General features: G+C 67.6%; 23 protein-coding genes and 1 pseudogene. 6 read left to right on the top strand and 18 right to left on the bottom strand.

Going from position 1 to position 22872, the window contains the following annotated elements:
• Window positions 1-68: 68 nt before the first annotated feature.
• From DLJ53_RS35780 to DLJ53_RS20320, 6 genes and pseudogenes are all read right to left on the bottom strand, one after another.
• A pseudogene (locus DLJ53_RS35780) lies at window positions 69-578 on the bottom strand (ABC transporter ATP-binding protein); the annotation flags it as partial.
• Window positions 579-583: 5 nt separating this feature from the next.
• Entirely contained in the window at window positions 584-1312 is a 729-nt protein-coding gene (locus DLJ53_RS20300) for an ATP-binding cassette domain-containing protein (RefSeq protein WP_111348615.1), read from the bottom strand.
• A gap of 4 nt (window positions 1313-1316) precedes the next feature.
• A complete protein-coding gene (locus tag DLJ53_RS20305; protein WP_211100628.1) occupies window positions 1317-2366 on the bottom strand; it encodes a branched-chain amino acid ABC transporter permease in 1050 nt (349 codons plus the stop codon).
• The gene (locus tag DLJ53_RS20310) at window positions 2363-3232 is read right to left on the bottom strand and encodes a branched-chain amino acid ABC transporter permease (RefSeq protein WP_111348617.1); all 870 of its coding nucleotides are present in this window, start codon (window positions 3230-3232) and stop codon (window positions 2363-2365) included. The genes DLJ53_RS20305 and DLJ53_RS20310 overlap by 4 nt, the downstream gene beginning before the upstream one ends.
• Window positions 3233-3311: 79 nt before the next feature.
• A complete protein-coding gene (locus DLJ53_RS20315) occupies window positions 3312-4568 on the bottom strand; it encodes an urea ABC transporter substrate-binding protein (RefSeq protein WP_342353604.1) in 1257 nt (418 codons plus the stop codon).
• A 26-nt stretch (window positions 4569-4594) separates the two neighbouring features.
• A complete protein-coding gene (locus DLJ53_RS20320; protein ID WP_146620042.1) occupies window positions 4595-6217 on the bottom strand; it encodes a flotillin family protein in 1623 nt (540 codons plus the stop codon).
• A 269-nt stretch (window positions 6218-6486) separates the two neighbouring features.
• Between DLJ53_RS20320 and DLJ53_RS20325 the strand changes: the two genes are divergently transcribed.
• Genes DLJ53_RS20325 through DLJ53_RS20335 form a run of 3 tightly spaced genes read left to right on the top strand, consistent with a single transcriptional unit; the run spans window position 6487 to window position 9445 of the window.
• Entirely contained in the window at window positions 6487-7578 is a 1092-nt protein-coding gene (locus DLJ53_RS20325; RefSeq protein WP_111348620.1) for a TRAP transporter substrate-binding protein, read from the top strand.
• Window positions 7579-7591: 13 nt separating this feature from the next.
• Complete coding sequence (locus tag DLJ53_RS20330) at window positions 7592-8116, top strand: TRAP transporter small permease subunit (protein ID WP_211100629.1); 525 nt, start codon at window positions 7592-7594, stop codon at window positions 8114-8116.
• A 3-nt stretch (window positions 8117-8119) separates the two neighbouring features.
• Window positions 8120-9445: a TRAP transporter large permease gene (locus DLJ53_RS20335; RefSeq protein WP_111348622.1), complete on the top strand. Its 1326-nt coding sequence runs from the start codon at window positions 8120-8122 to the stop codon at window positions 9443-9445.
• A 45-nt stretch (window positions 9446-9490) separates the two neighbouring features.
• Here the strand turns inward: DLJ53_RS20335 and DLJ53_RS20340 are convergent, their stop codons facing one another.
• The 12 genes from DLJ53_RS20340 to DLJ53_RS20395 all read right to left on the bottom strand — a co-directional run bounded on the left by DLJ53_RS20340 (window position 9491) and on the right by DLJ53_RS20395 (window position 20715).
• A complete protein-coding gene (locus tag DLJ53_RS20340; protein ID WP_162409417.1) occupies window positions 9491-10657 on the bottom strand; it encodes a nucleotidyltransferase family protein in 1167 nt (388 codons plus the stop codon).
• Complete coding sequence (locus DLJ53_RS20345) at window positions 10654-11805, bottom strand: PqqD family peptide modification chaperone (protein ID WP_162409419.1); 1152 nt, start codon at window positions 11803-11805, stop codon at window positions 10654-10656. Before DLJ53_RS20345 ends, DLJ53_RS20340 begins: the two co-directional genes overlap by 4 nt.
• Before the next feature lie 631 nt (window positions 11806-12436).
• On the bottom strand, window positions 12437-12868 hold the full coding sequence (locus DLJ53_RS20350; protein ID WP_111349116.1) for a DUF302 domain-containing protein: 432 nt from the start codon (window positions 12866-12868) through the stop codon (window positions 12437-12439).
• 30 nt (window positions 12869-12898) lie between these two features.
• The gene (locus tag DLJ53_RS20355; protein ID WP_244935113.1) at window positions 12899-13945 is read right to left on the bottom strand and encodes a c-type cytochrome; all 1047 of its coding nucleotides are present in this window, start codon (window positions 13943-13945) and stop codon (window positions 12899-12901) included.
• Between the two features lie 28 nt (window positions 13946-13973).
• Window positions 13974-15230, bottom strand: coding sequence for a sulfite dehydrogenase (gene soxC, locus DLJ53_RS20360; RefSeq protein WP_111348628.1), 1257 nt, complete (start codon window positions 15228-15230; stop codon window positions 13974-13976).
• Window positions 15231-15249: 19 nt separating this feature from the next.
• Window positions 15250-16935, bottom strand: coding sequence for a thiosulfohydrolase SoxB (gene soxB, locus DLJ53_RS20365; protein ID WP_111348630.1), 1686 nt, complete (start codon window positions 16933-16935; stop codon window positions 15250-15252).
• Window positions 16936-17079: 144 nt separating this feature from the next.
• Window positions 17080-17931 carry a sulfur oxidation c-type cytochrome SoxA gene (soxA, locus tag DLJ53_RS20370; RefSeq protein ID WP_425320969.1) on the bottom strand — a complete coding sequence of 284 codons (852 nt, stop codon included), beginning with the start codon at window positions 17929-17931 and terminating at the stop codon, window positions 17080-17082.
• Between the two features lie 56 nt (window positions 17932-17987).
• Window positions 17988-18314, bottom strand: a complete 327-nt coding sequence (soxZ, locus tag DLJ53_RS20375) for a thiosulfate oxidation carrier complex protein SoxZ (protein WP_111348631.1) — start codon at window positions 18312-18314, stop codon at window positions 17988-17990.
• Between the two features lie 21 nt (window positions 18315-18335).
• Window positions 18336-18791: a thiosulfate oxidation carrier protein SoxY gene (gene soxY / locus DLJ53_RS20380; RefSeq protein ID WP_111348633.1), complete on the bottom strand. Its 456-nt coding sequence runs from the start codon at window positions 18789-18791 to the stop codon at window positions 18336-18338.
• A 2-nt stretch (window positions 18792-18793) separates the two neighbouring features.
• A complete protein-coding gene (soxX, locus tag DLJ53_RS20385) occupies window positions 18794-19252 on the bottom strand; it encodes a sulfur oxidation c-type cytochrome SoxX (protein ID WP_111348635.1) in 459 nt (152 codons plus the stop codon).
• 110 nt (window positions 19253-19362) lie between these two features.
• Window positions 19363-19956: a SoxW family protein gene (locus DLJ53_RS20390; protein WP_111348636.1), complete on the bottom strand. Its 594-nt coding sequence runs from the start codon at window positions 19954-19956 to the stop codon at window positions 19363-19365.
• Window positions 19957-19980: 24 nt separating this feature from the next.
• Entirely contained in the window at window positions 19981-20715 is a 735-nt protein-coding gene (locus DLJ53_RS20395; protein WP_111348638.1) for a cytochrome c biogenesis CcdA family protein, read from the bottom strand.
• A 98-nt stretch (window positions 20716-20813) separates the two neighbouring features.
• On the opposite strand from DLJ53_RS20395, the gene DLJ53_RS20400 reads away from it, so the two are divergent.
• From DLJ53_RS20400 to DLJ53_RS20410, 3 genes are all read left to right on the top strand, one after another.
• Window positions 20814-21173, top strand: coding sequence for a thioredoxin domain-containing protein (locus DLJ53_RS20400; protein ID WP_111348640.1), 360 nt, complete (start codon window positions 20814-20816; stop codon window positions 21171-21173).
• A 36-nt stretch (window positions 21174-21209) separates the two neighbouring features.
• Complete coding sequence (locus DLJ53_RS20405) at window positions 21210-21578, top strand: ArsR/SmtB family transcription factor (protein ID WP_111348642.1); 369 nt, start codon at window positions 21210-21212, stop codon at window positions 21576-21578.
• 90 nt (window positions 21579-21668) lie between these two features.
• On the top strand, window positions 21669-22763 hold the full coding sequence (locus DLJ53_RS20410) for a YeeE/YedE family protein (RefSeq protein WP_111348644.1): 1095 nt from the start codon (window positions 21669-21671) through the stop codon (window positions 22761-22763).
• The last annotated feature ends 109 nt before the right edge of the window (window positions 22764-22872 follow it).

Consider the following 22872-nt stretch of genomic DNA (forward strand, 5'->3'; position numbering starts at 1 on the left):
GCGAGCTCGCGCAGCTTGTCCTCGATCATGTCCACGATCGACGGCTGGATGCCCTCGGTGGGCTCGTCGAGGAGCAGGAGCTGCGGGTCGGAGACGAGGCAGCGGGCGAGCGCCAGGAGCTGCTGCTCCCCGCCCGAAAGCGCGCCGCCCGGCCGGTCGAGCAGGCGCTCGAGCTGCGGGAACTCGGCGAGCATCCGGTCGATCGCCGCCACTTCGTCGTCCGCGCCGTGGGCGGCGATGCCCATGCGCAGGTTGTCGCGCACCGACAGCATCGGGAAGATGCCGCGGCCCTGCGGCACGTAGCCGATGCCGAGGCGGGCCCGCTGGTGGCTCCTGTCGCGCGTGATGTCCATCCCGTCGAAGTGGATGGAGCCGCCGGTCGCCGGGACGAGGCCCATGAGGGTCTTGAGAAGGGTCGTCTTGCCCATCCCGTTGTGGCCGAGCACGCCGACGATCTCCCCCTCCCCGACCCAGACGTCGACGCCGTGCAGGACCGGCACGCGGCCGTAGCCGGCGCGGAGCCCCTTCACGTGGAGCAGCGACGAGGCCCCGGCGCGCGCGCGCCCGGATGTGTCCACCGCGGTCAATGCTTGTGCCCCAGGTAGACATCGCGGACGGTCGGGTCGGCGGAGACCTCGTCCATGGTGCCCTCCATGAGGATGGCGCCGCGGTGGAACACCGTCACCTTCTGGGCGATGGCGCGGATGAAGTTCATGTCGTGCTCCACGACGATGAGGGTCGCCGTCTTGTTGATCTCGCGGATGAGGCCGGCGGTGAACTCGGTCTCCTCGTCCGTCATGCCGGCGGCGGGCTCGTCCAGCAGCACGAGCCAGGGTTCGGCGGCGATCACCATCGCCAGCTCCACCCACTGGCGCTGGCCGTGGGCGAGCGCCCCCACCTGGCGGCGGCGGATGTCGCCGAGGCGGACGCGCTCGATGGTGTCGGCGGTCAGTGCCTGGGCGCGCTTGTCGGGGTGGAAGCGCCGGCTCGCGAGCCAGATGTTCTCCTCAACCGACAGGGCGTCGAAGACGTTCGGCACCTGCGTCTTGATGCCGACGCCGAGCTCGGCGACCTCGTGCGGGTCGGCGCCGGTGGTGTCGACGTCGCGGATGGTGACGGTGCCCTCGGTAGGCTTGAGCTGCCCGGTGAGGCACTTGAAGAAGGTGGACTTGCCCGCGCCGTTCGGGCCGATCAGGCAGCGCAGCTCGCCGGCGTAGAGGCGGAAGTCGACCCTCTCGTTCGCCACCACGCCGCCGAAGCGCATGGTGAGGTCGCGGGTCTCGAGGACGGTTTCGCGGCGGGTCCTGGCCATCGCCCTACTCCGCCGGCTGCACGCTGCGGCGCGAGCCGGAGCGCGCGCGGCGCCGCGCCGAGCGCCCGGCCCTTCGGGTGCGGCGCCGGCCGACGAGGTCCACCACCGTCGGCACCACCCCCTTCGGGAGGAGGAGCACGAAGCCGATGAGGACGAGGCCGAGGATCATGTTGGCGTTCACCACCTGCTGCGTGCCGAGGTACGACGTCAGCCAGAAGATCCCGAAGGCACCGAGAATCGGGCCAATGAGCGTGCCGCGCCCGCCGACGATCACCCAGATGATCACCTGCGCCGCATAGGAGAGGTTGAAGAGGTCGGGCGTCACGCGGCCGATGCCGTTCGCGATCAGCACGCCGGCGAGCCCGGCGATGCCGCCACCGATGGCGAAGAGGCCCAGCTTGTAGACGCGCGTGTCGTAGCCGAGCAGCTCCGCCCTCGTCTCGTTCTCGCGGATCGAGACGCAGACGCGGCCGAAATGGGTGCGCGTCAGCCAGATGCAGCCGAAATAGGCGAGGATGAGCGCGCCCATTGCGACGTAGAAGAGCTGCGTCGGGAACAGCATCGCCCCGCTCCACGGCACGGTGAGCGGCGGGGCGGAGGTGCCGTTGAACCCGCCGAGGAGCGCCGTGCCGATCTTGTACTCGGGACCGGAGGTGCGGCGCATCAGGTTGAAGAGGATGAGCGTCACCGTCAGCGTGATGACGCCGAGGTAGACGTCGCTGATGCGTCCCCAGAACATGAAGTAGCCGAGGATCGCCGCGACGGCCGCCGCCACCAGCACCGCGACGATGACCGCCGACGTGGTGTCGCCCCAGTTCTGCGCCGCGACGGCGTACGCGTACGCGCCCAGGCCGAAGAACGTCGTCTGGCCGAAGCACAGGATGCCGCCGAAGCCCCAGATCAGCCCCAGCGAGAGGGCGAGCACCGCCAGCGCGATGGCGGTGGTCAGGTTGATGATGGTGAAGAGCTGGAGCACCTGCGGCGCCCCGAACATCACCACCAGCCCGATCACCGCCACGGCGATGAGCTGGTTGCGGTCCCGCCAGCGGCTCACAGGCTGCGCCTGAAGAAGCGGCCGGTGATGCCCGTGGGCAGCAGGCGCAGGAGAATGATGGCGGCCACCAGCAGCGCCACCTCGCCCACCGTCGGACCGGTGATGAAGGTGACGACCTGGTTGATGAAGCCGAGGAGCGCCGCCGCCGACGCGGTGCCGGCGAGGATCGCCGCGCCCCCGGAGATGACGGTGATGAACGCCTTGGCGATGTAGGCCGCCCCGATGGTCGGCACGACGCCGGTGATGGGGGCCAGTAGCGCGCCCGCGAGGCCCGCCACGGCGGAGCCGAGGCCGAACGTGATCATGTAGATCGTGCTGGTGGAGACGCCGAGTGCCGCCGCCATGTCGGCCCGCTGCATCGTGCCGCGCGCTAGGAGGCCGAGCTTGGTGAACTTCATGACGGCGTAGACGAGGGCGAAGAGAACCAGCGTGATGACGATCAGGAAGAGCTCGTAGCCCGAGGAGAAGAACGCGCCGATGTGGAGCGCGCCCACCGGGGGCGAGACGGTCGTCGTCGTGGTCGGACCGAAGATCGTCGTGACGAGGCCGATGAGGAAGAGCGAGAGGCCCCAGGTGGCGAGCAGCGTGTCGATCATCCGCCCGTAGAGGAAGCGGATGAGGACGCGCTCGACGATGACGCCGATGAGCCCAACCACCACCGGCGCCAGCACCAGCATGGCGAGCCACAGGTTGACGCCGTTGTTGGTGGCGACGACGACGGTATACCCGCCGAGCATCAGGAACTCGCCGTGCGCGAGGTTGATGACGCGCATCATCCCGAAGATGATCGCGAGGCCGAGGCCGATGAGCGCGAGGTTCGCCACACCATAGGCGACCTGCAGGACGATGACGGCGGCGTAGTCCACCCGAAGCTCCGTGACACGGGACGGCGGCTGGGGCCGCCCAGGTGCGCGGCGGACGGCGCCGCCGCGCTCGGTTGCGTGGTTACTCGATGCCGGCCGCAGCGAGACCGTTCTCGAAGTAGAAGGTCGACTGGTTGGGATTCGCGTCGAGGTCGCACACGAGCAGCGTGTCGGACGGCGGCTGCGCGTCGAACTCCTCGATGATCTCGATCTTCTGGTTCTTGATCTCGCCGATGTAGACGTTCTGGACGAGGTGGTTCGTCTTCGGCTCGATGGTGAGGTGGCCGCTCGGCCCGTCGAAGCTGACGGGGCTCCTGAGCGCCTCGATGACCGCAGCGCGGTCCGCGGTGCCGGCCTTCTTCACGCCCTCGGCCCACAGGTAGACGCCCTCGTAGGAGCGGGCCGTGGTCTCGCCGACATAGGGGATCTCGTCGGAACTCGAGGCGCGCAGCTTCTCGATGAAGTCCTTGTTGGCGGGCGTGTCGATCTCCTCGAAGTAGGCGTAGCAGAGGAGCATGCCCTCCGCCGCCTCGGGCGAGACGAGGAGGTGCTCGCCGCCGAGGCCGAAGGTGGTCGAGGCGAGCGGGATCTGCGTGGTGAGCCCGGCGCCGGCGTACTGGCGGTAGAAGGAAATGTGCGCCGCGCCGACCAGCGCCGACATCACGAAGTCCGGCTTGGCGGCCTGGATCTTCTGGATCGAGGGGCCGAAGTTGGAGACGTCGAGCGGGAAGAACTCGATGTCCACCGTCTCGCCGCCGTTGTCGGCGACGTACTTCTTCACCCACTGCGCGGTGATCTGGCCGTAGTTGTAGTCCGCGGCGACGACGTAGACCTTCGGGCCCCACTTCTTCATCGCGTAGGGGACGAGCTTCTCGACCGTCTGCGCCGGGGTGGAGCCGGTGCAGAAGTTGTTCATGTCGCACACCCCGCCCTCGTAGAGCGTGTTGTAGAAGTAGAGCGACTGGTAGCGGTTGAGGAGCGGACGGATCGCCTCGCGCGAGGCGGAGGTGATGCCGGCGTGGACGACGTCGGCCCGGTCGCCGGCCGCGGCCTGGGTGGCGAACTGGGTGTAGAACTGGATCGTCGTCTGCGGGTCGTAGGAGATCATCTCGATCTGCCGGTCGACGAGGCCGCCCGCCGCGTTGATCTCGTCGACGGCCAACTTGGTCGCCGCCAGCATCGGCCGGCCGAGGAGGTCGAGGCCGCCGGACTGGTCGAGGATCGCCACGAGCTTGATCGGGTCGGCGGCTGCCGCGCGGCCGATCAGGGCGGGTGCGGCCAGCGCCATGGAGGCGGCGGAGGCGCCCTTCAGTAGCGTGCGGCGGTTCAAGCTCATCATCTGTCCCCCTCTGGGCGCGGCGCCGCTCATTCGGCGGCCTCGCTGGTCGTTCCGTCCTTGCCGGAAGCCTTGCCGGGCCTGCCGCCCGTCAGACCGCTGGTGACACGGTCCATGCTGCCGGAGATGTTCATGCCGATGTCCTCGCCGAGCTTCTGGACGGCGGGGAGCTGCAGCGCCATCGACAGGATCCCGTCGACGACCTGGTTGACCATCGGCCCGTCGCCGCCGCCCCCTCCGCCGCCACCGCCCGCGACGGGGCCGAAGCCGGAGACGTGGTTGATGCGGATGGAGTCGATCTTCTCGGCCGGGCGGACCATCTCGCGCACCACCTCGGGCAGCGCCTCGACCTTGGCGAGGTCCAGCTTCATCTTGATGATCGCGTCGGACTGGGCGTTCTCGGCGGCGTAGAGCGCGCTCTCGCCCTCGGCCTTGGCGAGGAGCTCGGCCTTGATCGCGTCGGCCTTGGTGCGGGTCGCCTCGGCTTCGGCGGCGGCCATCGCGCGCACCGTCGACGCCTCGGAGGCGACGCGCGTGTCGTCCACGGCGGCCTCCTCCTCGGCCTTGATGATGGCGAGCGCCTTGACGCGCTCGGCGGTTGCCTTCTCGCGCGCGGTCTCGACCCCCTCGCGCGCCGCGGCCTCGTCGGCGATGGCCGTCTGGGCGGCGGCAGCGGCGACGGCCTCCTCCGACGTCTTCGCGGCGAGCTTGATCTCGGTGTCGGCGCGTGCGGTCTGCACGGCGAGCCTGGACTGGAGCGAAAGCTCGTCGATCTCGCGGTCGGACTGGATCTGCTTGGCGCGGACCTCCATGTCGCGGCGGATGCGGGCGTACTCGCGCCGCTCCTCCGCCTCGGACTGGCGCTCGGCGGTCTCGGCCATGGTCCGGGCACGCTGGCTCTCGATGGAGAGGCTCTGGGCGAGCTGCGCCTCTTCCTCCTCCTGCTCGATGACGAGCTTGCGCTTGGTGGCGTCGAGGTGGGACTGGCGCACCGCGACATCGGCGGCGTCCTCGATCTCGGCCCGCTCGCGGCGGTTGGTGGCGATCACCTCGGCGAGGCGGCGCATGCCGACGGCGTTGAACGCGTTGTTCTGGTCGAGCGAGGCGAAGGGCGTCTGGTCGAGCCGGGTCAGCGACACCGCCTCGAGGACGAGGCCGTTGGCGGCGACGCGGTCGGCGAGCGCCCCGGTGACCTCGGCGACGTAGCGGCCACGATTGTCCTGCAGCTCGTCCATCGTGTACGTGGCGGCCACCGAGAGCAGCGCGTCGACGAGCTTGCCTTCGAGGAGGTCCTCCACGTCCGACGCGCGCACCTTGCCGCCGAGCGCCTGCGCGGCGGTGGCGACGCCGTCGTCGCTCGGCTGGACGCGCACGTAGAACTCGGCCGTCGCGTCGATGCGCAGGCGGTCCTTGGTGATGATCGACTTCTCACCCGTGCGCTCCACCTCGAGGCGCATCGTCTTCATGTTCACTTCGGCGACGCGGTGGACGATCGGCAGGCTGAGCGCACCGCCGTCGAGGACCACCCGCTGACCGCCGAGACCGGTGCGCACCAGCGCCGTCTCGCGTGTCGCCTTCACGTAGAAGCGGTTGAGGAAGAGGATCGCCACGACGACGATCACGAGGATCAAGAGAAGGATGATCCAGCCCACAGGCACCCCCTTGTTACGGAAGCGGGTTTTGCAACGACTGTGCCAAGCGCGTGAGATGGGACACGCCGTTCAGGGCCCGGGGGGCCGCCGGCCGCGAGCGTCGCTGCGGCATCATTGCGCATCACGCACGTGAAATAAGTTTCACCACAGGGGGTTGGCCGAGGCCGCGTCCGGCGCTTCGCCTACGACCAAAGTCTCACATGGCATGCAATCTGCTCTTCGATGAGGCGCATCCCTAGCGACCCACGTCCCCCACATGAGGAGCAGTCATGAAGAGACGGGAATTCTTGGCCGGCGCCGCCGGCATCACCGCCGCCGCCGGAACCCTCGCCGCGCCGCACATCGCGAAGGCACAGTCGAGCTTCTCCTGGAAGATGACCAACGCCTACGGGCCGGGCTCGCCGTATTATGTGGAAGGTCCCGGCAGCCCGACGGACTTCTGCAAGAAGGTCGCCGCCCTCTCCGAGGGGCGCCTGCAGATTCAGCACTTCGCCGCCGGGGAACTGATCCCGGCGCTGGAAGGCTTCGACGCGGTGCAGAACGGCGTCGTCGAGATGAACGCGGCGAATGCCTACTTCTGGGCCGGCAAGATCCCCGCGGCCCAATATTTCACCACCGTGCCGTTCGGGATGGACGTGAAGGGCACCAACGCGTGGATGTACAACGGCGACGGCATCAAGCTGTGGCACGAGATGTACGAGCCGCTCGGCCTCATCGCCTTCCCGATGGGCAACACCGGCGTGCAGATGACGGGCTGGTTCCGCAAGGAGATCAACTCGGTCGCCGACTTCGACGGCCTGAAGATGCGCATCCCCGGCCTCGCCGGTAAGGTCTACGCCAAGCTCGGCGTCAACGTGCAGCTGCTGCCGGGCGGCGAGATCTTCCCCGCGCTCGAGCGCGGCGTGATCGACGCGGCGGAGTTCGTCGGCCCCTACCAGGACCGCCGTCTCGGCCTGCAGAAGGCGGCGAAGTACTACTACACCACCGGCTGGCACGAGCCGAACAACGTCACCGAGCTGCTCATCAACAAGGCGGCCTGGGACTCGCTGCCGGAGGACCTGCAGAACATCGTCACCAGCGTCGCCGCCGATTGCAACCTCATCAGCAACGCCTGGTGCGACGCCACCAATGCCGAGGCGATGGTCGACCTCGTCACCAACTTCGGCACCATCGCGCAGCCGTTGCCGGCCGAGGTCGTCGCCGAGCTGAAGACGATCACCGAGCAGACGCTGGAGGAAGGCGCCGCCGCCGATCCGCAGACGCGCAAGGTCCACGACAACTACTTCGCCTTCAAGGAGCAGTACGGCGCGTGGGCGAAGCAGTCGCTGGAGCCGCTCCTGCCGCTCCTCTACAACTCCTGAGCGCCCGCCTCTCTTGAGTGCTCTCATCAAAATCGCGGACGGGGCCGATCGCCTCGTCCGCATCGTCGGCGAGATCGTGGCGTGGAGCGGCCTCGTCATGGTCCTGCTCATCGCCTTCAACGTGATCGCCCGCTACTTCTTCTCCTACGGGCTGGTGGCGCTGCAGGAGCTCGAATGGCACCTGATGGCGGTGGGGGCGCTGTTCGGCATCTGCTACGCGCTCAACCGGCGGGAGGAGGTGCGGGTCGACGTCCTCTACGCGCGCTTTCCGCCGCGCGTGCAGCGTGCGATCGACATCCTCGGCAGCCTCCTCCTCGGCCTCATCGCGCTCAAGATCGCGTGGCTGTCGATCGGCTTCGTGACGCGGAGCTACGCGCTCGGCGAGGGGTCGGCCGACCCGGGCGGCCTCCCCGCCCGCTATGTGCTGAAGGCCGCGATCCCGGCCGCCTTCGTGCTCCTCGCCGTCCAGGCCTTCGCCCGCGTAGTGCACGACACCGCGACCCTCGCCGCCCGCCGCACCGACCCGACCGGACACTGACCCATGCCTGTCAATGAGATGCTGGCGCTCGGCATGATCGGCGCCTTCTTCGTGATGCTGCTGATCGGCTTCACGGTCCCGGTCTGCCTCGCCGTCACGGGGTTCGTGTTCGGTTATCTCGGCTTCGGGGGGATGCTGTTCGGCCTGCTGCCGGCGCGCGTCTTCGGCGTCGTCACGAACTACACGCTGCTCGCGCTGCCGCTCTTCATCTTCATGGGCATCATGCTCGAGCGCTCGAAGATGGCGGAGGACCTGCTCGACGTCATCGGCCTCGCGATGGGCGGGCTGAAGGGCGGGATGGCGCTCGCGATCATCATCGTCGGCGTGCTGATGGGGGCGGCCTCCGGCGTCGTCGGCGCCACGGTGGTCACGATGGGGCTGATCGCCCTCTCCCCGCTGCTGCGGCGCGGCTACGACCGGGGGCTCGCGTCCGGCGTCATCTGCGCCTCGGGGACGCTGGGGCAGATCATCCCGCCGAGCCTCGTGCTGATCCTCCTGGCGGACATCATGGGCGAGTCCGTCGGGACGCTCTTCGCGGCCGCCCTGATCCCCGGGCTGATGCTGGCGGGGCTCTTCATCGTCTATGTGCTCGTGCTCGGCGTGCTGGCGCCCGAGAAGGTGCCGGCGATCCCGCTGGAGGAACGGCGGCAGACGTCCGGCCCCGAGCTCGCGCGCAAGATCGTGACGGTCGTGATCCCGCCGCTGGCGCTGATCCTCGTGGTGCTGGGATCGATCATCGGCGGCGTGGCCGCGCCCACGGAAGCGGCGGCGATGGGCGCGTTCGGCAGCGTGGTGCTGGCGCTCCTGTCGGGCCGGCTGACCCTGAAGCTGATGACCGAGGTGGTCCGCGGCGCACTCGTCACCAGCGCGATGGTGTTCTTCATCCTGATCTTCGCGCAGGTGTTCTCGCTGGCCTTCCGCGGGCTCGGCGGGGAGCGGCTGGTGCAGGACGCATTCGCGTTCGTACCGGGCGGGCTCGACGGGCAGCTCATCTTCCTGATGGCGCTCCTCTTCGTGCTCGGCTTCTTCCTCGAGTGGATCGAGATCTCCTACATCGCGCTGCCGCTGTTCCTGCCGGTCCTCAACCAGTCGGGCGTGGACCTCGCGTGGGTGGCGATCCTGATCGCGGTGAACCTGCAGACCTCGTTCCTCACCCCGCCGTTCGGCTGGGCGCTCTTCTTCCTGAAGGGCGTCGCGCCGCCGGAGGTTAAGACGGGTGACATCTACCGCGGCGTCATCCCGTTCATCCTGCTGCAGCTCGCGGGTCTGACGCTGGTCTACCTGTTCCCCGCGACGGCGCTGTGGCTCCCGGACGCCATCGGCTGGTAGCCACCGGCCGGGACGCGTGACGTCCGCCGGTCCCCTCCGGGGGGCCTACCGGTCGGGGGCGGACCGCGCCCGTCCCGGCCGCCACCCGAACCAGCCACGCAGGCGGTAGAGAACAATGATGTTCCAGACGTGGCGGAGCTGGGCGGACAGGCTGTCGTGCTTGCGCGCCAGCAGGAGCCCCTCGGCCGCCCGCGCCGGGAAACGCAGACGCCTGCCCTGCCGCGCCAGTCGCCCGACGGCGACGCGGGCAATCCTGGTCGCCGTCGCGTCGCCCTCCGCCAGCACGGTGGCCGCGGCGCATCGGGGGAGCAGGGAAAGCTCCTCGGCGACGAGGAGGCCGATGCGCAGCGTGCGCTCCGTCCCCCGCGCCCGGGACAGCACGAACGCCTCGCGCAGTGCCTCATCGCCGGCGGTGCGGACGGCGACGCTGAAGTCGAGGATCTTCTTCAGCGACACCCAGGAGTCCTTGGATAGCTCCGCCGCCCAGAACACGATCGCATGCGGCGGGCTGAAGACGCGCACGGTTCCGCCGTCGAGGGCGACCGGGACGGCGTGCTCGCGCGCGGCCTCGAGGTCGAAGGTGATCCCGTGCCACGGCGCGGCGATGTCCCAGTGGATCTCGACCGCGAGCCCCTCCCCGCCGGCCCAGACGGTGAAGTGGTGGAGCCGCGCCAGCGTTTGCCACGGTTCGCGGGTGGCGCTCTCGGGGACCTCGTAGTCCGCAGGCAGCGCGGCGATGGCGGCGGAGAAGTCCGCGGCGCGGATGTAGACGTCGAGGTCCTTCACGGTGCGCGGCGCCCCGGGGCTGCGGTAGAGCGCGTCCGAGACGGCGCCCTTCGCGAAGGCCGCGTCGATCCCGGCGGCGGCGAAGGCGGCCGCGAGGCGGACGGTCTCGCGCCTCACCCTGTCGCGTTGCTCGACGATCCGGCCGACGAAGTGCTGCATCGCGGCGGCGAGATCCTCGGGCAGGTCCAGCCCGTCGCGAAGGCAGCGCGCGGCGACCTCGCCGACCACCTCGTGGTGGAGGGCAAAGCGGGCCATCGCCTCGAGGTCGACGCCGCCCGCGAGGACGCTGCCGGCCGCTCCCGCGTCGCCCGCGAGGCAATGGAGGACGAAGCGCTCCGCCGGCTCGAACTGCATCAGGCCGCTCGCCGTGACGGAGTCCCGGTGACGAGCGTCCCGGTCGATGGGGACGGTCAGGACGCTGCTCATCGGCCGGCCTCGTCCGTCGCCGTGGGAAACAGGCCCCGGAAGACGGCGACGGCGTCCTCGCTCGCGCCGTAGCGCAGGCGGTAGCAGGGCGTCGCCTCGATGAAGCCGATCAACCCGTCGACCACGCTCGCGGTGAGCCGGGCCCGCCAGGCGAGGATGCTGGCGAGGAACTCGCCGAGTGCCTCCTCCGGCAGGAGACGGGTGAGCTCCGCTCCCGCCCCCGCCTCGAACGTCGGGAAGATGATGGCGCGCACCGGCTCGGGCGCCGAGTCCACGCGGGCGACGGACAGGTACTTGATGACCTTGCCGTCGATCCGCCGGTGGACCGGCAGGGTCTCCAGCGCCGGGTGGATGGCCGTCATCGCCTCCCATGCCGCCGCCTTCACGCAAGTCGCCGCCGGCACCCCCTGCACCGTGGGCCCGTCGAGGCGGAAGAGCGCGAGATCGTCGGACAGGCAGTCCCAGCCTGCGCCGGCGAGCGTCAGGGCGAGGCACGACTTGCCGCTGCCGCTGCCGGCCGGGAGCAGCACCCCCCTGCCGCCGACGCTGACCACGGCGGCGTGCACGCAGGCGTCGAAATCGGTCCGGTTGATGGCCGCGTGGGTGAGCGCGGCCTTCACCTGCGACGCGACTTCCGCGATCTCCCCGCATTGCTCGGCGACCTCGCCGTCGACGAGGACACGGTAGCCGTCCGCGTCCTCGACGACCCGCGCCTCGACGCCGGCGCCGTCGGCCTGGCATTCCAGGTGGCCCATGGCGGAGAGGAAGCTCTCACGAAGTTTTGATGACGGAAATGTAACGTCGAAGACGGTGCCCAGCAGGCCGACGCGAACGGGCGCGACCGGCGACGGCTCCCGGTCCGGCGCGGCGACGGCCCGCGCGGGATCCGGGCGCGGGGAATGGGCCGCAGGTTCGGGCGCGCCGGCCTCGACGAGACGGTCGAGCGAGGCGAGGATGCCGTCGACCGTCTGCCGGGCCTCGTCGCGCGAGACACCGAAATCGTCGGCGAACACGCGGACGATATCGTCCTCACCCAGCCCATCGTCGAGACAGCACCACAAGAATGCCGACTGGGCGTCGAGGGCGAAGACGGCTTCCCGGGCCGGGTCGAGCAGAAGAGCCGAACCTCCGATTGGGTGGAGCGTCAAGCATCGCTTCTGGTTTACTTCCCTAAAGTATGGCATTCCCTGATACATTGCTTGACACAAAGCGCTCTTATTAATAACTAACCAGTAGCAAGCGCATTTGAGCCTTGCAAGCAGGGTGGCACCTTAATGTCAAATGACAGCTGTGATCTTTCAAGGCGTAAATTTTTCCGCGACGCCTCGCATGTCGGCGCAGGCGCAGCAACAGTTTTATTGTTTTCGGCGACGACGGTTCCCAAGGCTCTCGCCGGCCACTACGGCCACTCGGGCGGTCCCCGTCCGGGTCACGGGACTCCTCCCGGCCATGGTGGCACCCCTCCTGGCCATGGCGGTACTCCGCCCGGCCACGGCGGCACCCCTCCGGGGCGGCATTAACCGCACCGGCTGAGGCGCTTCCCCCTCCGTTGGAGCGGGAGACGTGCTCAGGCCTGACCGCCGAACGATACAAACAAAGCTGTGTTTGACGACTGACGATTGAACAGGTTTTTGGCGGGGCGATCCGGCACTCAGCTGCCGTGATCGACCCGCCTTCTTTATGTCGTCCGGCGAAATTCAAATCCGCTCCAAGATCCTCGGAGCGTTCCTCGCGCCACATCCATCGCCCGGTCGAACCGGGCGAGCTGACCTGGACCGGCTACAGCCCGGCGGCGGCCCGGGCGATCTCGTCGAGGAGGGCTTCAACCTCCTTCATCGGACCGTCGGGCATCAGCCTGTAGCCGATGGCAACGGTGGAATCGGTGTCGGTCACGAAGACACCGTAGGGGCAGAAGGCGATGTTGGCGGGATCGACCTCCATCATCTTGCGCGACAGAACGGCCGAGCAGAACAGGAAGACGTCAGCGTTGTCGAAGAGATCCTTTGCGCCGCCGACATCGTCCTTCGTCCGACTTAGCATCGCGCCGACGTGGCTGACGTAGTCGACCACGAGGCCGTGCCCGATGATCTCGTTCTCGATTGCAAAGGTCGCATCCTCGAACGAGCCGTCGAAGGTGTACATCTTGACGCCCTCGGCCGACGCCACAGCCGGTATGGCGGCGATGAACATCGACGCAAGCCACCGTTTCATCCCGTTGCCCTCCAATTTTCCACTGCCGGCCTACTCGACTGCGCCCGCGCCGAGGCCGTCATCCTCGACGCTGCCGGGCGTCACGTCGAGGATGCGAGCGCGCATTACGACCCGGGCCGTGCCGGGGATGCAGTCCTGCATGCACGGCTCGCCGGTGGAGTGATACTGCGGCTCCTCCGGCCGCGTGTCGTCGATGAAGTTGTCCTCGTTCGGAAGCCGGATTTCGGTAAAGTTTTCTTTCGAGAGGACGAAGTCTTCTTCGGTGACGACATCATTCATATAAAGAAGATACGCTGTGAGCGCATAGACGTCATCGTCGGATAGAGAATGGGCATTGCCGTACGGCATCGCCCTGCGGATGTAATCGTAAACCGTCGACAGGTACGGCCAGTAGGAGCCGATGGTCTTTTCCGGGCGGTCGTCGGTCAGCGTGTCCTGTCCGCCGGCGAGGACCGGCCAGCGATCGACGCCCTCGGCGAAGACGCCGTGGCAGACGGCGCACTGCTCCTGAAACAGCGCATCGCCGTCGCTGACGCTACCGGACCCCTCCGGAAGTCCCGCCCCGTCGGGACGGACGTCGACGTCCCAGGCAGCGATCTCGTTGGCGGTTGCCGCGCGGCCGAGCCTATAGACGCCGCCCACGCGAGTTTGTGTGACTACCCCGGACCGAGGCGCCGCGGCCGGGGTCACCGCGGGGGTGGCACCGTCGGACGTTGCACTCGCGTCCTGGTCGCCCGCCCCGTTGCCGCCCGTCTCCGAGTACGACGCGAGGTAGCCGATCACAGCGCTAACGTCCGCGTCCTGCTTCAGGCCGGCGAAGGCCATCTTCGTGCCGGGGACGATCTGGCGCGGGTTGCGCAAGAAGGTTTCGAGCGCTTCTGGGGTCCAGACGACTCCTTCCCCGCCCTTCTCCGCCATTGCCGGGGAGTACTTGAAGCCCTCGACCCCGCCGGCCGGGCGTCCAACCACGCCGTTGAGGTGCGGGCCGATCTTATTCGCCGCTCCGTCCCCGACCGCGTGGCAGGCGGTGCACATCCGGAAGGCGCGCGGCATGTCCTGCGCCAGCGACGGCGTCACCGCAAGGACCAGAGCGGCGGAGAGAACGCTAGGAAATTTCGACATTTTCTGCGCTTCCGTCGGACTTGATGTGCCAGGTCTGGATGCCGTTGTTGTGGTAGATCGAGTTGTCGCCCCGTGCGGCGCGCAGCACGTCCTTGGTCGGCTGCACCACGCCCGCCTCGTCCATCGCCCGCGATTGGAGGAAGAGCTCCGAGCCATCCCAGTCGATGTCGAGGTAGAATCGGTGGAGCGCCTTGGACAGGCTCGGCCCGTCGATCCGCGCCGAACGCCAATTGCGGCCGCCGTCGATGGAGACGTCGACGCGCGTCACACGGCCGTTGCCGGACCATGCAATGCCGGAGATCACCATCGGGCCCGGACCGTGTCCGACGGGCTTTTGCGGCGACGGGCTGGTAATGACGGACTTGACGTCCATCACCCAGGTAAACCGGCGCGCTTTGCCGTTGGTGAGAAGGTCGGTGTACTTGCTCGTCTCCTCGCGTTGCTGCCAGGGTTTGTCCCCGACCTCCAGCCGGCGCAACCACTTGACCCACATGTTGCCTTCCCAGCCCGGGACTACGAGGCGGAGCGGGTAGCCCTGTTCCGGACGGAGCGCCTCGCCATTCATTCTGAAGGCGACGAGACAGTCGTCCATCGCCTTCTCGAGCGGGACGGAGCGGGTCATGAGGGAGGCGTCGGCGCCTTCGGGCAGCACCCAGGCAGCGGACGACCTGAGGCCCGCCTCCTCCAGCAGCGTCGAGAGCTTTACGCCAGTGTACATCACGCAGTGGAGCATACCGTGCGTATACTGGCAGCCGTTGAGCTGGGCACCGCGCCACTCCATGCCGGAGTTCGCCGCGCATTCCAGAAAGTAGATCCGGTTCTCGCGCGGGAAGCGCATCAGGTCGGCCATCGTGAAGACGAGCGGCGTCTCGACGAGGCCGTTGATCATCAGCCGGTGCTCGGCCGGGTCGATCTCGGCAACGCCCGCGTGATGGCGTTCAAAGCACAGACCGTTCGGCGTGATGATGCCGTCCAGCTCGTGGATCGGGGTGAAGTTGACCGAGCTTTCGGTCGATGCGGTGAGCCACGCGACGTCGCGGCGGACGACGTGGCTCTCGTATGGTGAGGGCACTCCGTAGGGCGCCGCCTCGACGCCGGGGCCGAGATACTGGTTCCAGGGCTTGACCTCGAGGATCGCCGGATCGCCCTCCGCAGCGGAAGCCCGCCCGGCCAGCGCCGCACCGCCGAGAGCCACGCCGGCGGTCAGGAGCTTGCGGCGATCGATGCCGTTCTCACTCATCTCAACACTCCCTGGCCATTCACATCTTCACCGCGACGGTCTCCGCCGCTGCGGTCACGACGGGGTGGTCGGCGAAGTACGCTTCCATGACGTCCCAGATCGGCGGCCCTTCGGTGCCCTCGTTCACCGAGGCCCATCCGGCGACGATGTACTCGCGTTCCGGGTCCACCGGCTCGCCTGAGACCATGGTCATGGCACCGATGCGCGCGCCCATCCCGGCGTTCGGGTCGACCGCGTAGGACATCCCGCCGACGCGCACCATGTCGCCACCCTGCTGGTAGTACGGGTCCGGGTTCAGGATGTTGTCGGCGACATCTTCCATGATCGCCTTCAACTGCGCCCCGGTCATCGGAACGCGGTAGGCGGCCGGATAGGTCATCGCGACGCCGTTGTGCAGGTCCTCGACGGTGATCGTCTGACCCGGCAGGAGCGTCGTGCCCCAGCGGAAGCCTGGGGACAGCGAGATTTCCGCGTCGCGCTGCTCAAGCAGGGCACGGCAGATCACGTCGTCGAGCGTGCCGTTGAAATTACCGCGGCGGTAGAGGAGATCATCCGCCGTCGCGAGCTCGCGAGCGAGCTCGTCCCTGTAGGGAGCGCGCAGCTCGTCGATGAGCGCGGCCATGTCGGCATCCGGGGTGATGACGTCGGCGAAGACCGGAATGAGACGGTAGGCGTAGTTCTTCACCTCGCCACCGGACACGTCGAGATCGAGGCGGGAGACGAACTTGCCGTTCGATCCGGACGCGACGAGAAGCGTGCGACCGACCTTGACGGGTTCCGGCAGCGCATCGTGCGTGTGACCGGTGAGGATGACGTCGATCCCCTCGACCCGGGAGGCGAGCTTGCGGTCGACGTCGAAGCCGTTGTGCGAGAGGAGGACGACGAGTTCGGCCCCGTCCGCCCTCGCCTCCTCAACGTGCCTCGCGATCTCCTCCTCGCGGATCCCGAAGGACCAGTTCGGGATCATCCATCGGGGGTTGGCGATCGGTGTGTAGGGGAAGGCCTGACCGATGACGGCGACCTTCACGCCGCCCTTCTCGAAGGTGCGGACCGCCTCGAAGGCCGGCTCGTCCCACTCCGCGTCGAAGATGTTGGCGCCGAGGAAGGGGAACGGTAGCCCGTCGATCACCTCCTGCACGCGGTCCATCCCGTAGGTGAACTCCCAGTGGCCGGTCATCGCATCCGGTTGGAGCGCGTTCATGACGTCGACCATGTCCTGGCCGAGCGTCTGGTTGGCCGTATAGGAGCCCTGCCAGGTGTCGCCACCGTCGAGCAGGAGCATGTTGTCGCCGCGCTCGGCGCGAATGCGCTTCACAACGGTCGCCACTCGGTCCATGCCACCCATGCTTCCATAGGTCCTGGCGAGGGCCGCGAAGTCCTCCGAGGTCAGCGCATAGGCGTCCGGGCTACCGGGAGCGATACCGTAAAGCTCGAGGAAATCGGCGCCGGTGACGTGTGGTGGCTGACCGGCGGCTGCACCAACGCCGATGTTGACGGACGGCTCGCGGAAATAGATCGGCTTCAACTGGGCGTGAATGTCGGTGACATGGACGAGTGTGACGTTCCCGGTCGACGCCATATCGAGGAGATGGTCCTCGGTGAGCTGCTGCTGGGCGAACGCCGGCGTCCAGCGACCCGCCATGCCGAGGCCCAGGATGGCGCTGGTCGCGGTCGCAGCGGACAGGAAGTCGCGCCGTGTTATCATCGTCGTCCTCGCTCGGGAGCCGGGCACACCGCTCCCGTGGGCACGCGCCGCCGGGCGCGCTCCGGTTGAGATTTCGGCGCCGTCATGGCCGGCACCCTCGGCGTCGGGGACAGCGGGCGGCGATGCGCCGTCCGCCTCGTCGCGTTACTGGCGGACCGCAGGCGTCTCGACCGACAGTCCCTCGCCGCGCCATGTCGTGTAGACCTCGAGCGCCATCAGGTCGTCGGAGAACGCCGCGGGGAATTCGGCCCGCGTATCGCGGATGCAGCCGCGGAAGCGGTTGTGCAGGGAGACCATGTCGGCCTGCTTCAGGCGGTAGGTCGGAAAGCCGTTGACGTTGCCCTGGCTAAGGTGGTCGGCGCGGATATACTGGCCGTTGTGGTCCTCGTGGCAGGTCGCACAGGCGAGATTGAGCTGGCCGGTGCGCGTGTAATACCGCTCCTTGCCGCGCTCCCACCAAGCCTGCATGTCCCCCGCCCCGAGGTCGATCTCGATCGGGGTTCCGAGTGACTGGTGCTTGATGAACGTCGTCAGCGCCTTCTGGTCGGGCGCGTCAAACTTGTACGGTTCGGCGCCCATGTTGTTCTCGCGGCAGGCGTTGATCTGCAGCTCGATGTTGAAGGGCTTGCCGGCCGCCTCGTTCCACTTCGGATAGTGCGCGCCGACGTCTTTCATCGACTCGCTCGCGTCGCCGTGACAGGCGGCGCAGGACTTTCCGGCCGTCCCCTCCACCCGATTCCAGACGTCCTCGCCGGCCTCAACGTAGAGCATGCCCGGATTGTCGAACGTGTCGGCTTCCAGAGCCCGCGTCTCGTCGGTCCGGTAGAGCCAGCCAGACAGAACCTCTTCGAAGGGATGGCCCTCCGGCGCCTTCGCGCGGGTCGTGATCTCGATCTCGCCGTCGATGACGAGCGCGTCGTCGACCGGTTCCGACTGCGCCACGCTGACCGCCAGGGCGACCGTCAGCGCGGAGGCCGAGAGGAGTGCGATGCTGATGCCTTTCAAGGTCGTTCCTCCGGTTGGCCCACGGGTTCTGTCGCCCTCTGGTGCCGTCAGCTCACCGTGATCGTCTCTTCGGTGTCGTAGACACTGCCGTCGTCATCGATCCATTCGAAACGGAAGGTGCCGTTCTCGGTCACCTTGGCGTTGAACTCGAAGTACGGGTTCGCGGCGATCGCGGGCTCGATGTCGCAGGAGAACACCTCCGCTCCGTTGAAGGTGCAGGTGAACTTGTTGATGATCTTGCGAGGGATCGCTTTGCCCTCTTTATCCTTTCGCTGGCCGGACTCCATCTCGTGGCTGATCAGCGTCTTGATCTCGATGATGTCGCCGGCCGAAGCTTTCTTTGGTACTTTGACGCGGGGCTTTGGGGTCGCCATGTGAGCCTCTCAATCTCTCGATCAGCCGCCGCAGCCGCCGATGGTGACCTTCACTTCTTTCTTGTCCATGTAGACGGAACCGTCGCTCATCCGGGCGACCGCGATTACGTTCTGCGTCTCGGCAAGGCGGATGCGGGTCGTCGCCACCGCCACGCCGGACATCGGCGTGAAGTGCAGCGTCGCCACCTCGGGGTTGGGGTTGCCCTCCGCGAGGATCGTGACCGACTGGACGTAGTCCGCGTCCGTCATCGGGCTGTCGACGTTGACGCTAATCGGCACGGTATTGCCGTTTTCGGCGATCTCCGGCGCGGTCAGCGTGATGCGGCCGGTCTGCGGCTCGGTTCCGCCGGTGAAGGCCATGACGGCCTCCCCGGCCGCCGCGGGTGTCGCGCCAGCGGGGGCGAGTCGCCCGCCCACCAGGGACAAAACCGCAGCGCCGGCAGACAGCGAGAGTAAATTTCGCCGCGAAACCTGCATGACTACTCCTGTGTCAGCGTCTGGAGATAGGCGACGACGTCTTCGACCTCTTGCGCGGTCAGGATCGTCTGTCCTCGAAACTCTTCAGCGACGTCGATACCGACGTCGAGAGTGTAGAAGCCCGGCATGATCGTCTGGTCGCCGAAGACATGCTTGGCGTTGACGACGATAGCCCGCAGCATCGGCGCTTCGTAGCGCGTCGCGACACCGTCGAGAGCTGGTCCGACGTCGCCCTGGAACAGGTGGTCCGACGCGTCCGAGACCTGGTGACAGGCCAGGCAGTTGCCGAGCTTGCGATCGACCATCACCAGCTTGCCGCTCGCCGCGTCGCCCGGCGCGTCCGTGAGCGAGGCGACCGTCATATCCACGAACGACACGTCGTCCGGCTTCACGGTTTCAGCGCCTGCCGCCGTGGCGACGGCGAACAGAAGCATTGCCGCCGCGGACGTCCCTTTGCGCATGGTGCGCACCTCCCGTTGGCTGGCCCTCTGCGTGGCCTCTATTCATTGATGATACCCGCACCCTATCCATGCATCAATCTTCATATTGCGATTTTTGCATGTTTTTTGCGTTACTCGTTGGAAACACTGCCCTCTTCCGCGAGTTTTCGGGCGTGATAGGTCTGGAACAGCTCGTCCCCCTCGTAGCCCTTGTCGTGAACCCAGCGGAACATGTTGAGGAAAGTGTGCTTGCCGAACGCTCCCGGCATGGTCGCCACGGCGGCGTCGCGGGCACTTACCTCCCCTTCCGGCACCTCTTCCGGCATGAACAGGAACGTCGGTGTAAAGACGAGACCCCATTTTCGTGCCGCGGACTTCTCGGTCAGCGTCTCCCCATCGAGGTCCGTCACCTCCTCGGCTCCGAACATGTTGTACTGAACGACCATGAAGTTCTCCTCGATGAACGAGCGGATCTCCGCGTCGGTCAGCAGGTCCTCATGAACCTTCTTGCAGTAGATGCAGCCGCGCTGCTCGAACACGAGAACGAGGCGCTTGCCGCTGTCCCTGGCGGTCTCGATGTCCTCGGCGAGGTCCTTGAAGGTCAGCGCGAACCACTCCTCCTTGTGAAGCCCGTCGTCGCCCAGCGGGGCGACCGGCAGCGTGTCGGCCCGTGCCGCGCCGCCGAGGGCGAACGCGAGGGCGATGGCCAGGATCGGTCGAAGCATCGGTCCGTCTCCCGTCTTGAGGCGTCACCCGATACGGGTGAACACCGGAAAGGTTTCGAGGAGCCAGTTCGCGATGTGCGACATCTGCCCCGTCATGAAGAGGACTCCGGTGAAAACGAGCGCGCCGCCCATCACCCGCTCGATCGCCCCGAGGTGCCGGCGGAACCGATTGGCGAAGCGCAGGAACGGAGCCACGAATGCGGCCGCGAGGATGAACGGCACGCCGATTCCCAGCGCGTAGACCGCGAGCAGGAGGGCGCCCTTCCCGGCGGTCTCAGACGAACCGGCGACGAAGAGGATCGCCGTCAGGATCGGGCCGACGCACGGGGTCCAGCCAAAGGCGAAAGCGAGCCCCATGAGGTAGGCACCGATGAGCCCAGCAGTCTTCCGGTCGACGTGCATGCGCGCCTCGCGGTACAAGAAGCCGATCCGGAATACTCCGAGAAAGTGCAACCCCATGATGGCGATGAGGACGCCGGCGATGATGGCAAGCGTATCGAAGTGGCGCGCGACCGTCTGGCCGACGACGCTCGCCGTGGCGCCGAGCGCGACGAATACGGTTGCAAATCCCAGCACGAATGCCACCGCCGACAGGACGACACGGCGCGAGACGCCCGGCGCGACCGCGTTTCCCTTCAGTTCGTCCGCGCTGACGCCGGCGAGGAAGCAAAGGTACGGTGGCACGATCGGCAGGACGCACGGCGAGACGAAGGACAACATCCCCGCCAGAAGCGCCGCGCTGATGGAAACATCGAACATGACCGGCCGTGCCCGCCGCGTTGTGACGCGCCCCAGTGTTCGCCACCGGGCCTTCTCCACTTACATTCATGCATTGCAATGTTTATAGATCAAGTGCCATGCGCATCATAATCGCTCTCGCGGCCGCCGGCCTCGGCACTCTCGCCCCGACCGCCGACGCCGCCACTCTTCTCATGCTGGAGCGCCCGGGCTGCATGTACTGTGCGCGTTGGGACCTCGAAATCGCACCGGTCTACGCTAAGACGGATGAGGGTCTGCGTGCGCCGCTGCGACGGGTCGACCTCAGCGAGGGCTGGCCCGAGGACCTCGGCGGCATTGCGCGGGACGCGATGACACCAACCTTCGTGCTCGTCGAGGGTGGACGCGAGGTTGCACGGCTTAGGGGCTACCCGGGGGACAATTTCTTCTGGCAGCTTCTGGGCAAGATGTTGGACAAACTTCCCGTGACGGCAGAGTAGGTTGGAGGGGTGAGCGACATGGCAGGCGAGCGGCCTATGGCTGTGAAGCTGGCGCAGCTGAAGCCGCCGAAAGATCCCGAGAACTTCGAGGATCTGATCGAGCACGCCCGCCGTGCGAGCGAGTTCATGAAGGCGCTATCGCACGAGACTCGCCTGCTTATCCTGTGCCTGCTGGCGGACGGGGAGAAATCCGTTACCGAGCTCGAGCAGACGCTCAGCATGCCGCAGGCCGCGGTCTCCCAGCAGCTGGCCCGCCTACGGTTCGACCGCCTCGTCACGACCCGGCGCGAAGGGCGCGTCATCTACTACTCGATCGCGGGCGAGGAAGTCAGCCGCATCGTCGGCGCCCTCTACGACCTCTTTTGCCGCGACGTGGTCGAGGGCTCGGCGGACGACGGCGATTAGACGGCATTCCATCAGCATTGCGCTGAACGCTTAGCAGAGTTACGCTTCACGCATATCACAGCTGGAGCAACTCGCGGGCGGAGGAATACCATGGCCGGGCTCGAAGCCTCGTGGCTGCTGCCCGCCGTCGGCGTCTTGGCCGGTATCGCGCTCGGCTACGTCGCCCGGCGGCAGCGCTTCTGCACCCTTTCGGCGCTGGAACGTTACTGGTACGCGCGCGACTCTCATCCGCTGCGCACCTGGGTGCTCGCCGCGACCGTCGCCCTCGCCGCGACGCAGACCCTCGTTCACACCGGACTCATCGACGTCAGCAAGTCGATGTATTTGGAGCCCAGCTTCAGCCTGCCGACGGCGGCGCTCGGCGGACTGATGTTCGGGCTCGGCATGGCGCTGGTCGGGACGTGCGGCTTTGGTGCGGTGCTCCGGCTGGGCGGTGGCAGCCTGCGCTCGCTCGTCGTCCTAGTCGTCATCGGGATCACGGCGCTCGCCACCCAGCGCGGCCTCGTCGCGATCGCGCGAGTGCAGCTCGCGGAACGCACCGCGCTCGACCTCTCCTTCGCCGGCGACCAGTCGCTGGGCGCCCTCGCCTCGGCGATCGTCGGGGCGCGTGTCGAGGCCGTCGTCGCGGTGGTCGTCGCGCTCGCCTTCTTCGCCTGGATATTCGCCGACCGCAGCTACCGCGTGCGCCGTGGGGACATCCTCACCGGCACGGCGATCGGCCTCGTCATCACGTTTGGCTGGGTCGCCACGACCTTCCTCGCCGCCCGCTCCTTCGACCCGGTCCAGATCGAGGCCGGCTCCTTCGTGATGCCCGTCGGCGAGACGATCCTGCAGTTCGTCGCCCAGACCGGCACATGGCCGGACTACGGGATCGGCCTCGTCGTCGGCACGCTGATCGGCGCCACCCTGGCGGCCGTTCAGCGGCACGACGTGCGGTGGGAAGCCTGCGACGACGCGCGCGAGCTCGGCCGTCACCTCGCGGGCGGCGCGCTGATGGGCATTGGCGGCGTGCTGGCGCTCGGGTGCACGATCGGCCAGGGCATAAGCGCCTTCTCCGTGATGGCGATCTCGGCGCCGGTCGTCATGCTGTCGATCGCGCTCGGCGCTCGAATCGGCCTCGCCTGGTTGCTGGAGGGGGCGCCATTCGACCCGATCCGCCGGTCGTGCGGCTTGACGCAGGAGTAGCCGGGCCGGCACCAGGTGCGGGCCCGGGGCACTTGGAAGAGCGGCTCTGCGGTGACGACGGCGGACCACCTGCGCCGAGCCGTCCCGCGACTTATTGACGTCACCCCGT

Origin of the sequence: Acuticoccus sediminis, from assembly GCF_003258595.1 — a bacterium.
Classification (GTDB): Bacteria; Pseudomonadota; Alphaproteobacteria; order Rhizobiales; family Amorphaceae; genus Acuticoccus; species Acuticoccus sediminis.

What these genes read in the sequence shown, in the direction of transcription:
- DLJ53_RS20300 (WP_111348615.1), bottom strand. Translation starts at nt 1,312, where the DNA reads ATGGCCAGGACCCGCCGCGAAACCGTCCTCGAGACCCGCGACCTCACC.
- DLJ53_RS20315 (WP_342353604.1), bottom strand. Translation starts at nt 4,568, where the DNA reads ATGATGAGCTTGAACCGCCGCACGCTACTGAAGGGCGCCTCCGCCGCC.
- DLJ53_RS20325 (WP_111348620.1), top strand. Translation starts at nt 6,487, where the DNA reads ATGAAGAGACGGGAATTCTTGGCCGGCGCCGCCGGCATCACCGCCGCC.
- DLJ53_RS20335 (WP_111348622.1), top strand. Translation starts at nt 8,120, where the DNA reads ATGCCTGTCAATGAGATGCTGGCGCTCGGCATGATCGGCGCCTTCTTC.
- DLJ53_RS20340 (WP_162409417.1), bottom strand. Translation starts at nt 10,657, where the DNA reads ATGAGCAGCGTCCTGACCGTCCCCATCGACCGGGACGCTCGTCACCGG.
- DLJ53_RS20350 (WP_111349116.1), bottom strand. Translation starts at nt 12,868, where the DNA reads ATGAAACGGTGGCTTGCGTCGATGTTCATCGCCGCCATACCGGCTGTG.
- soxC (WP_111348628.1), bottom strand. Translation starts at nt 15,230, where the DNA reads ATGAGTGAGAACGGCATCGATCGCCGCAAGCTCCTGACCGCCGGCGTG.
- soxB (WP_111348630.1), bottom strand. Translation starts at nt 16,935, where the DNA reads ATGATAACACGGCGCGACTTCCTGTCCGCTGCGACCGCGACCAGCGCC.
- soxZ (WP_111348631.1), bottom strand. Translation starts at nt 18,314, where the DNA reads ATGGCGACCCCAAAGCCCCGCGTCAAAGTACCAAAGAAAGCTTCGGCC.
- soxY (WP_111348633.1), bottom strand. Translation starts at nt 18,791, where the DNA reads ATGCAGGTTTCGCGGCGAAATTTACTCTCGCTGTCTGCCGGCGCTGCG.
- soxX (WP_111348635.1), bottom strand. Translation starts at nt 19,252, where the DNA reads ATGCGCAAAGGGACGTCCGCGGCGGCAATGCTTCTGTTCGCCGTCGCC.
- DLJ53_RS20390 (WP_111348636.1), bottom strand. Translation starts at nt 19,956, where the DNA reads ATGCTTCGACCGATCCTGGCCATCGCCCTCGCGTTCGCCCTCGGCGGC.
- DLJ53_RS20395 (WP_111348638.1), bottom strand. Translation starts at nt 20,715, where the DNA reads ATGTTCGATGTTTCCATCAGCGCGGCGCTTCTGGCGGGGATGTTGTCC.
- DLJ53_RS20400 (WP_111348640.1), top strand. Translation starts at nt 20,814, where the DNA reads ATGCGCATCATAATCGCTCTCGCGGCCGCCGGCCTCGGCACTCTCGCC.
- DLJ53_RS20405 (WP_111348642.1), top strand. Translation starts at nt 21,210, where the DNA reads ATGGCTGTGAAGCTGGCGCAGCTGAAGCCGCCGAAAGATCCCGAGAAC.
- DLJ53_RS20410 (WP_111348644.1), top strand. Translation starts at nt 21,669, where the DNA reads ATGGCCGGGCTCGAAGCCTCGTGGCTGCTGCCCGCCGTCGGCGTCTTG.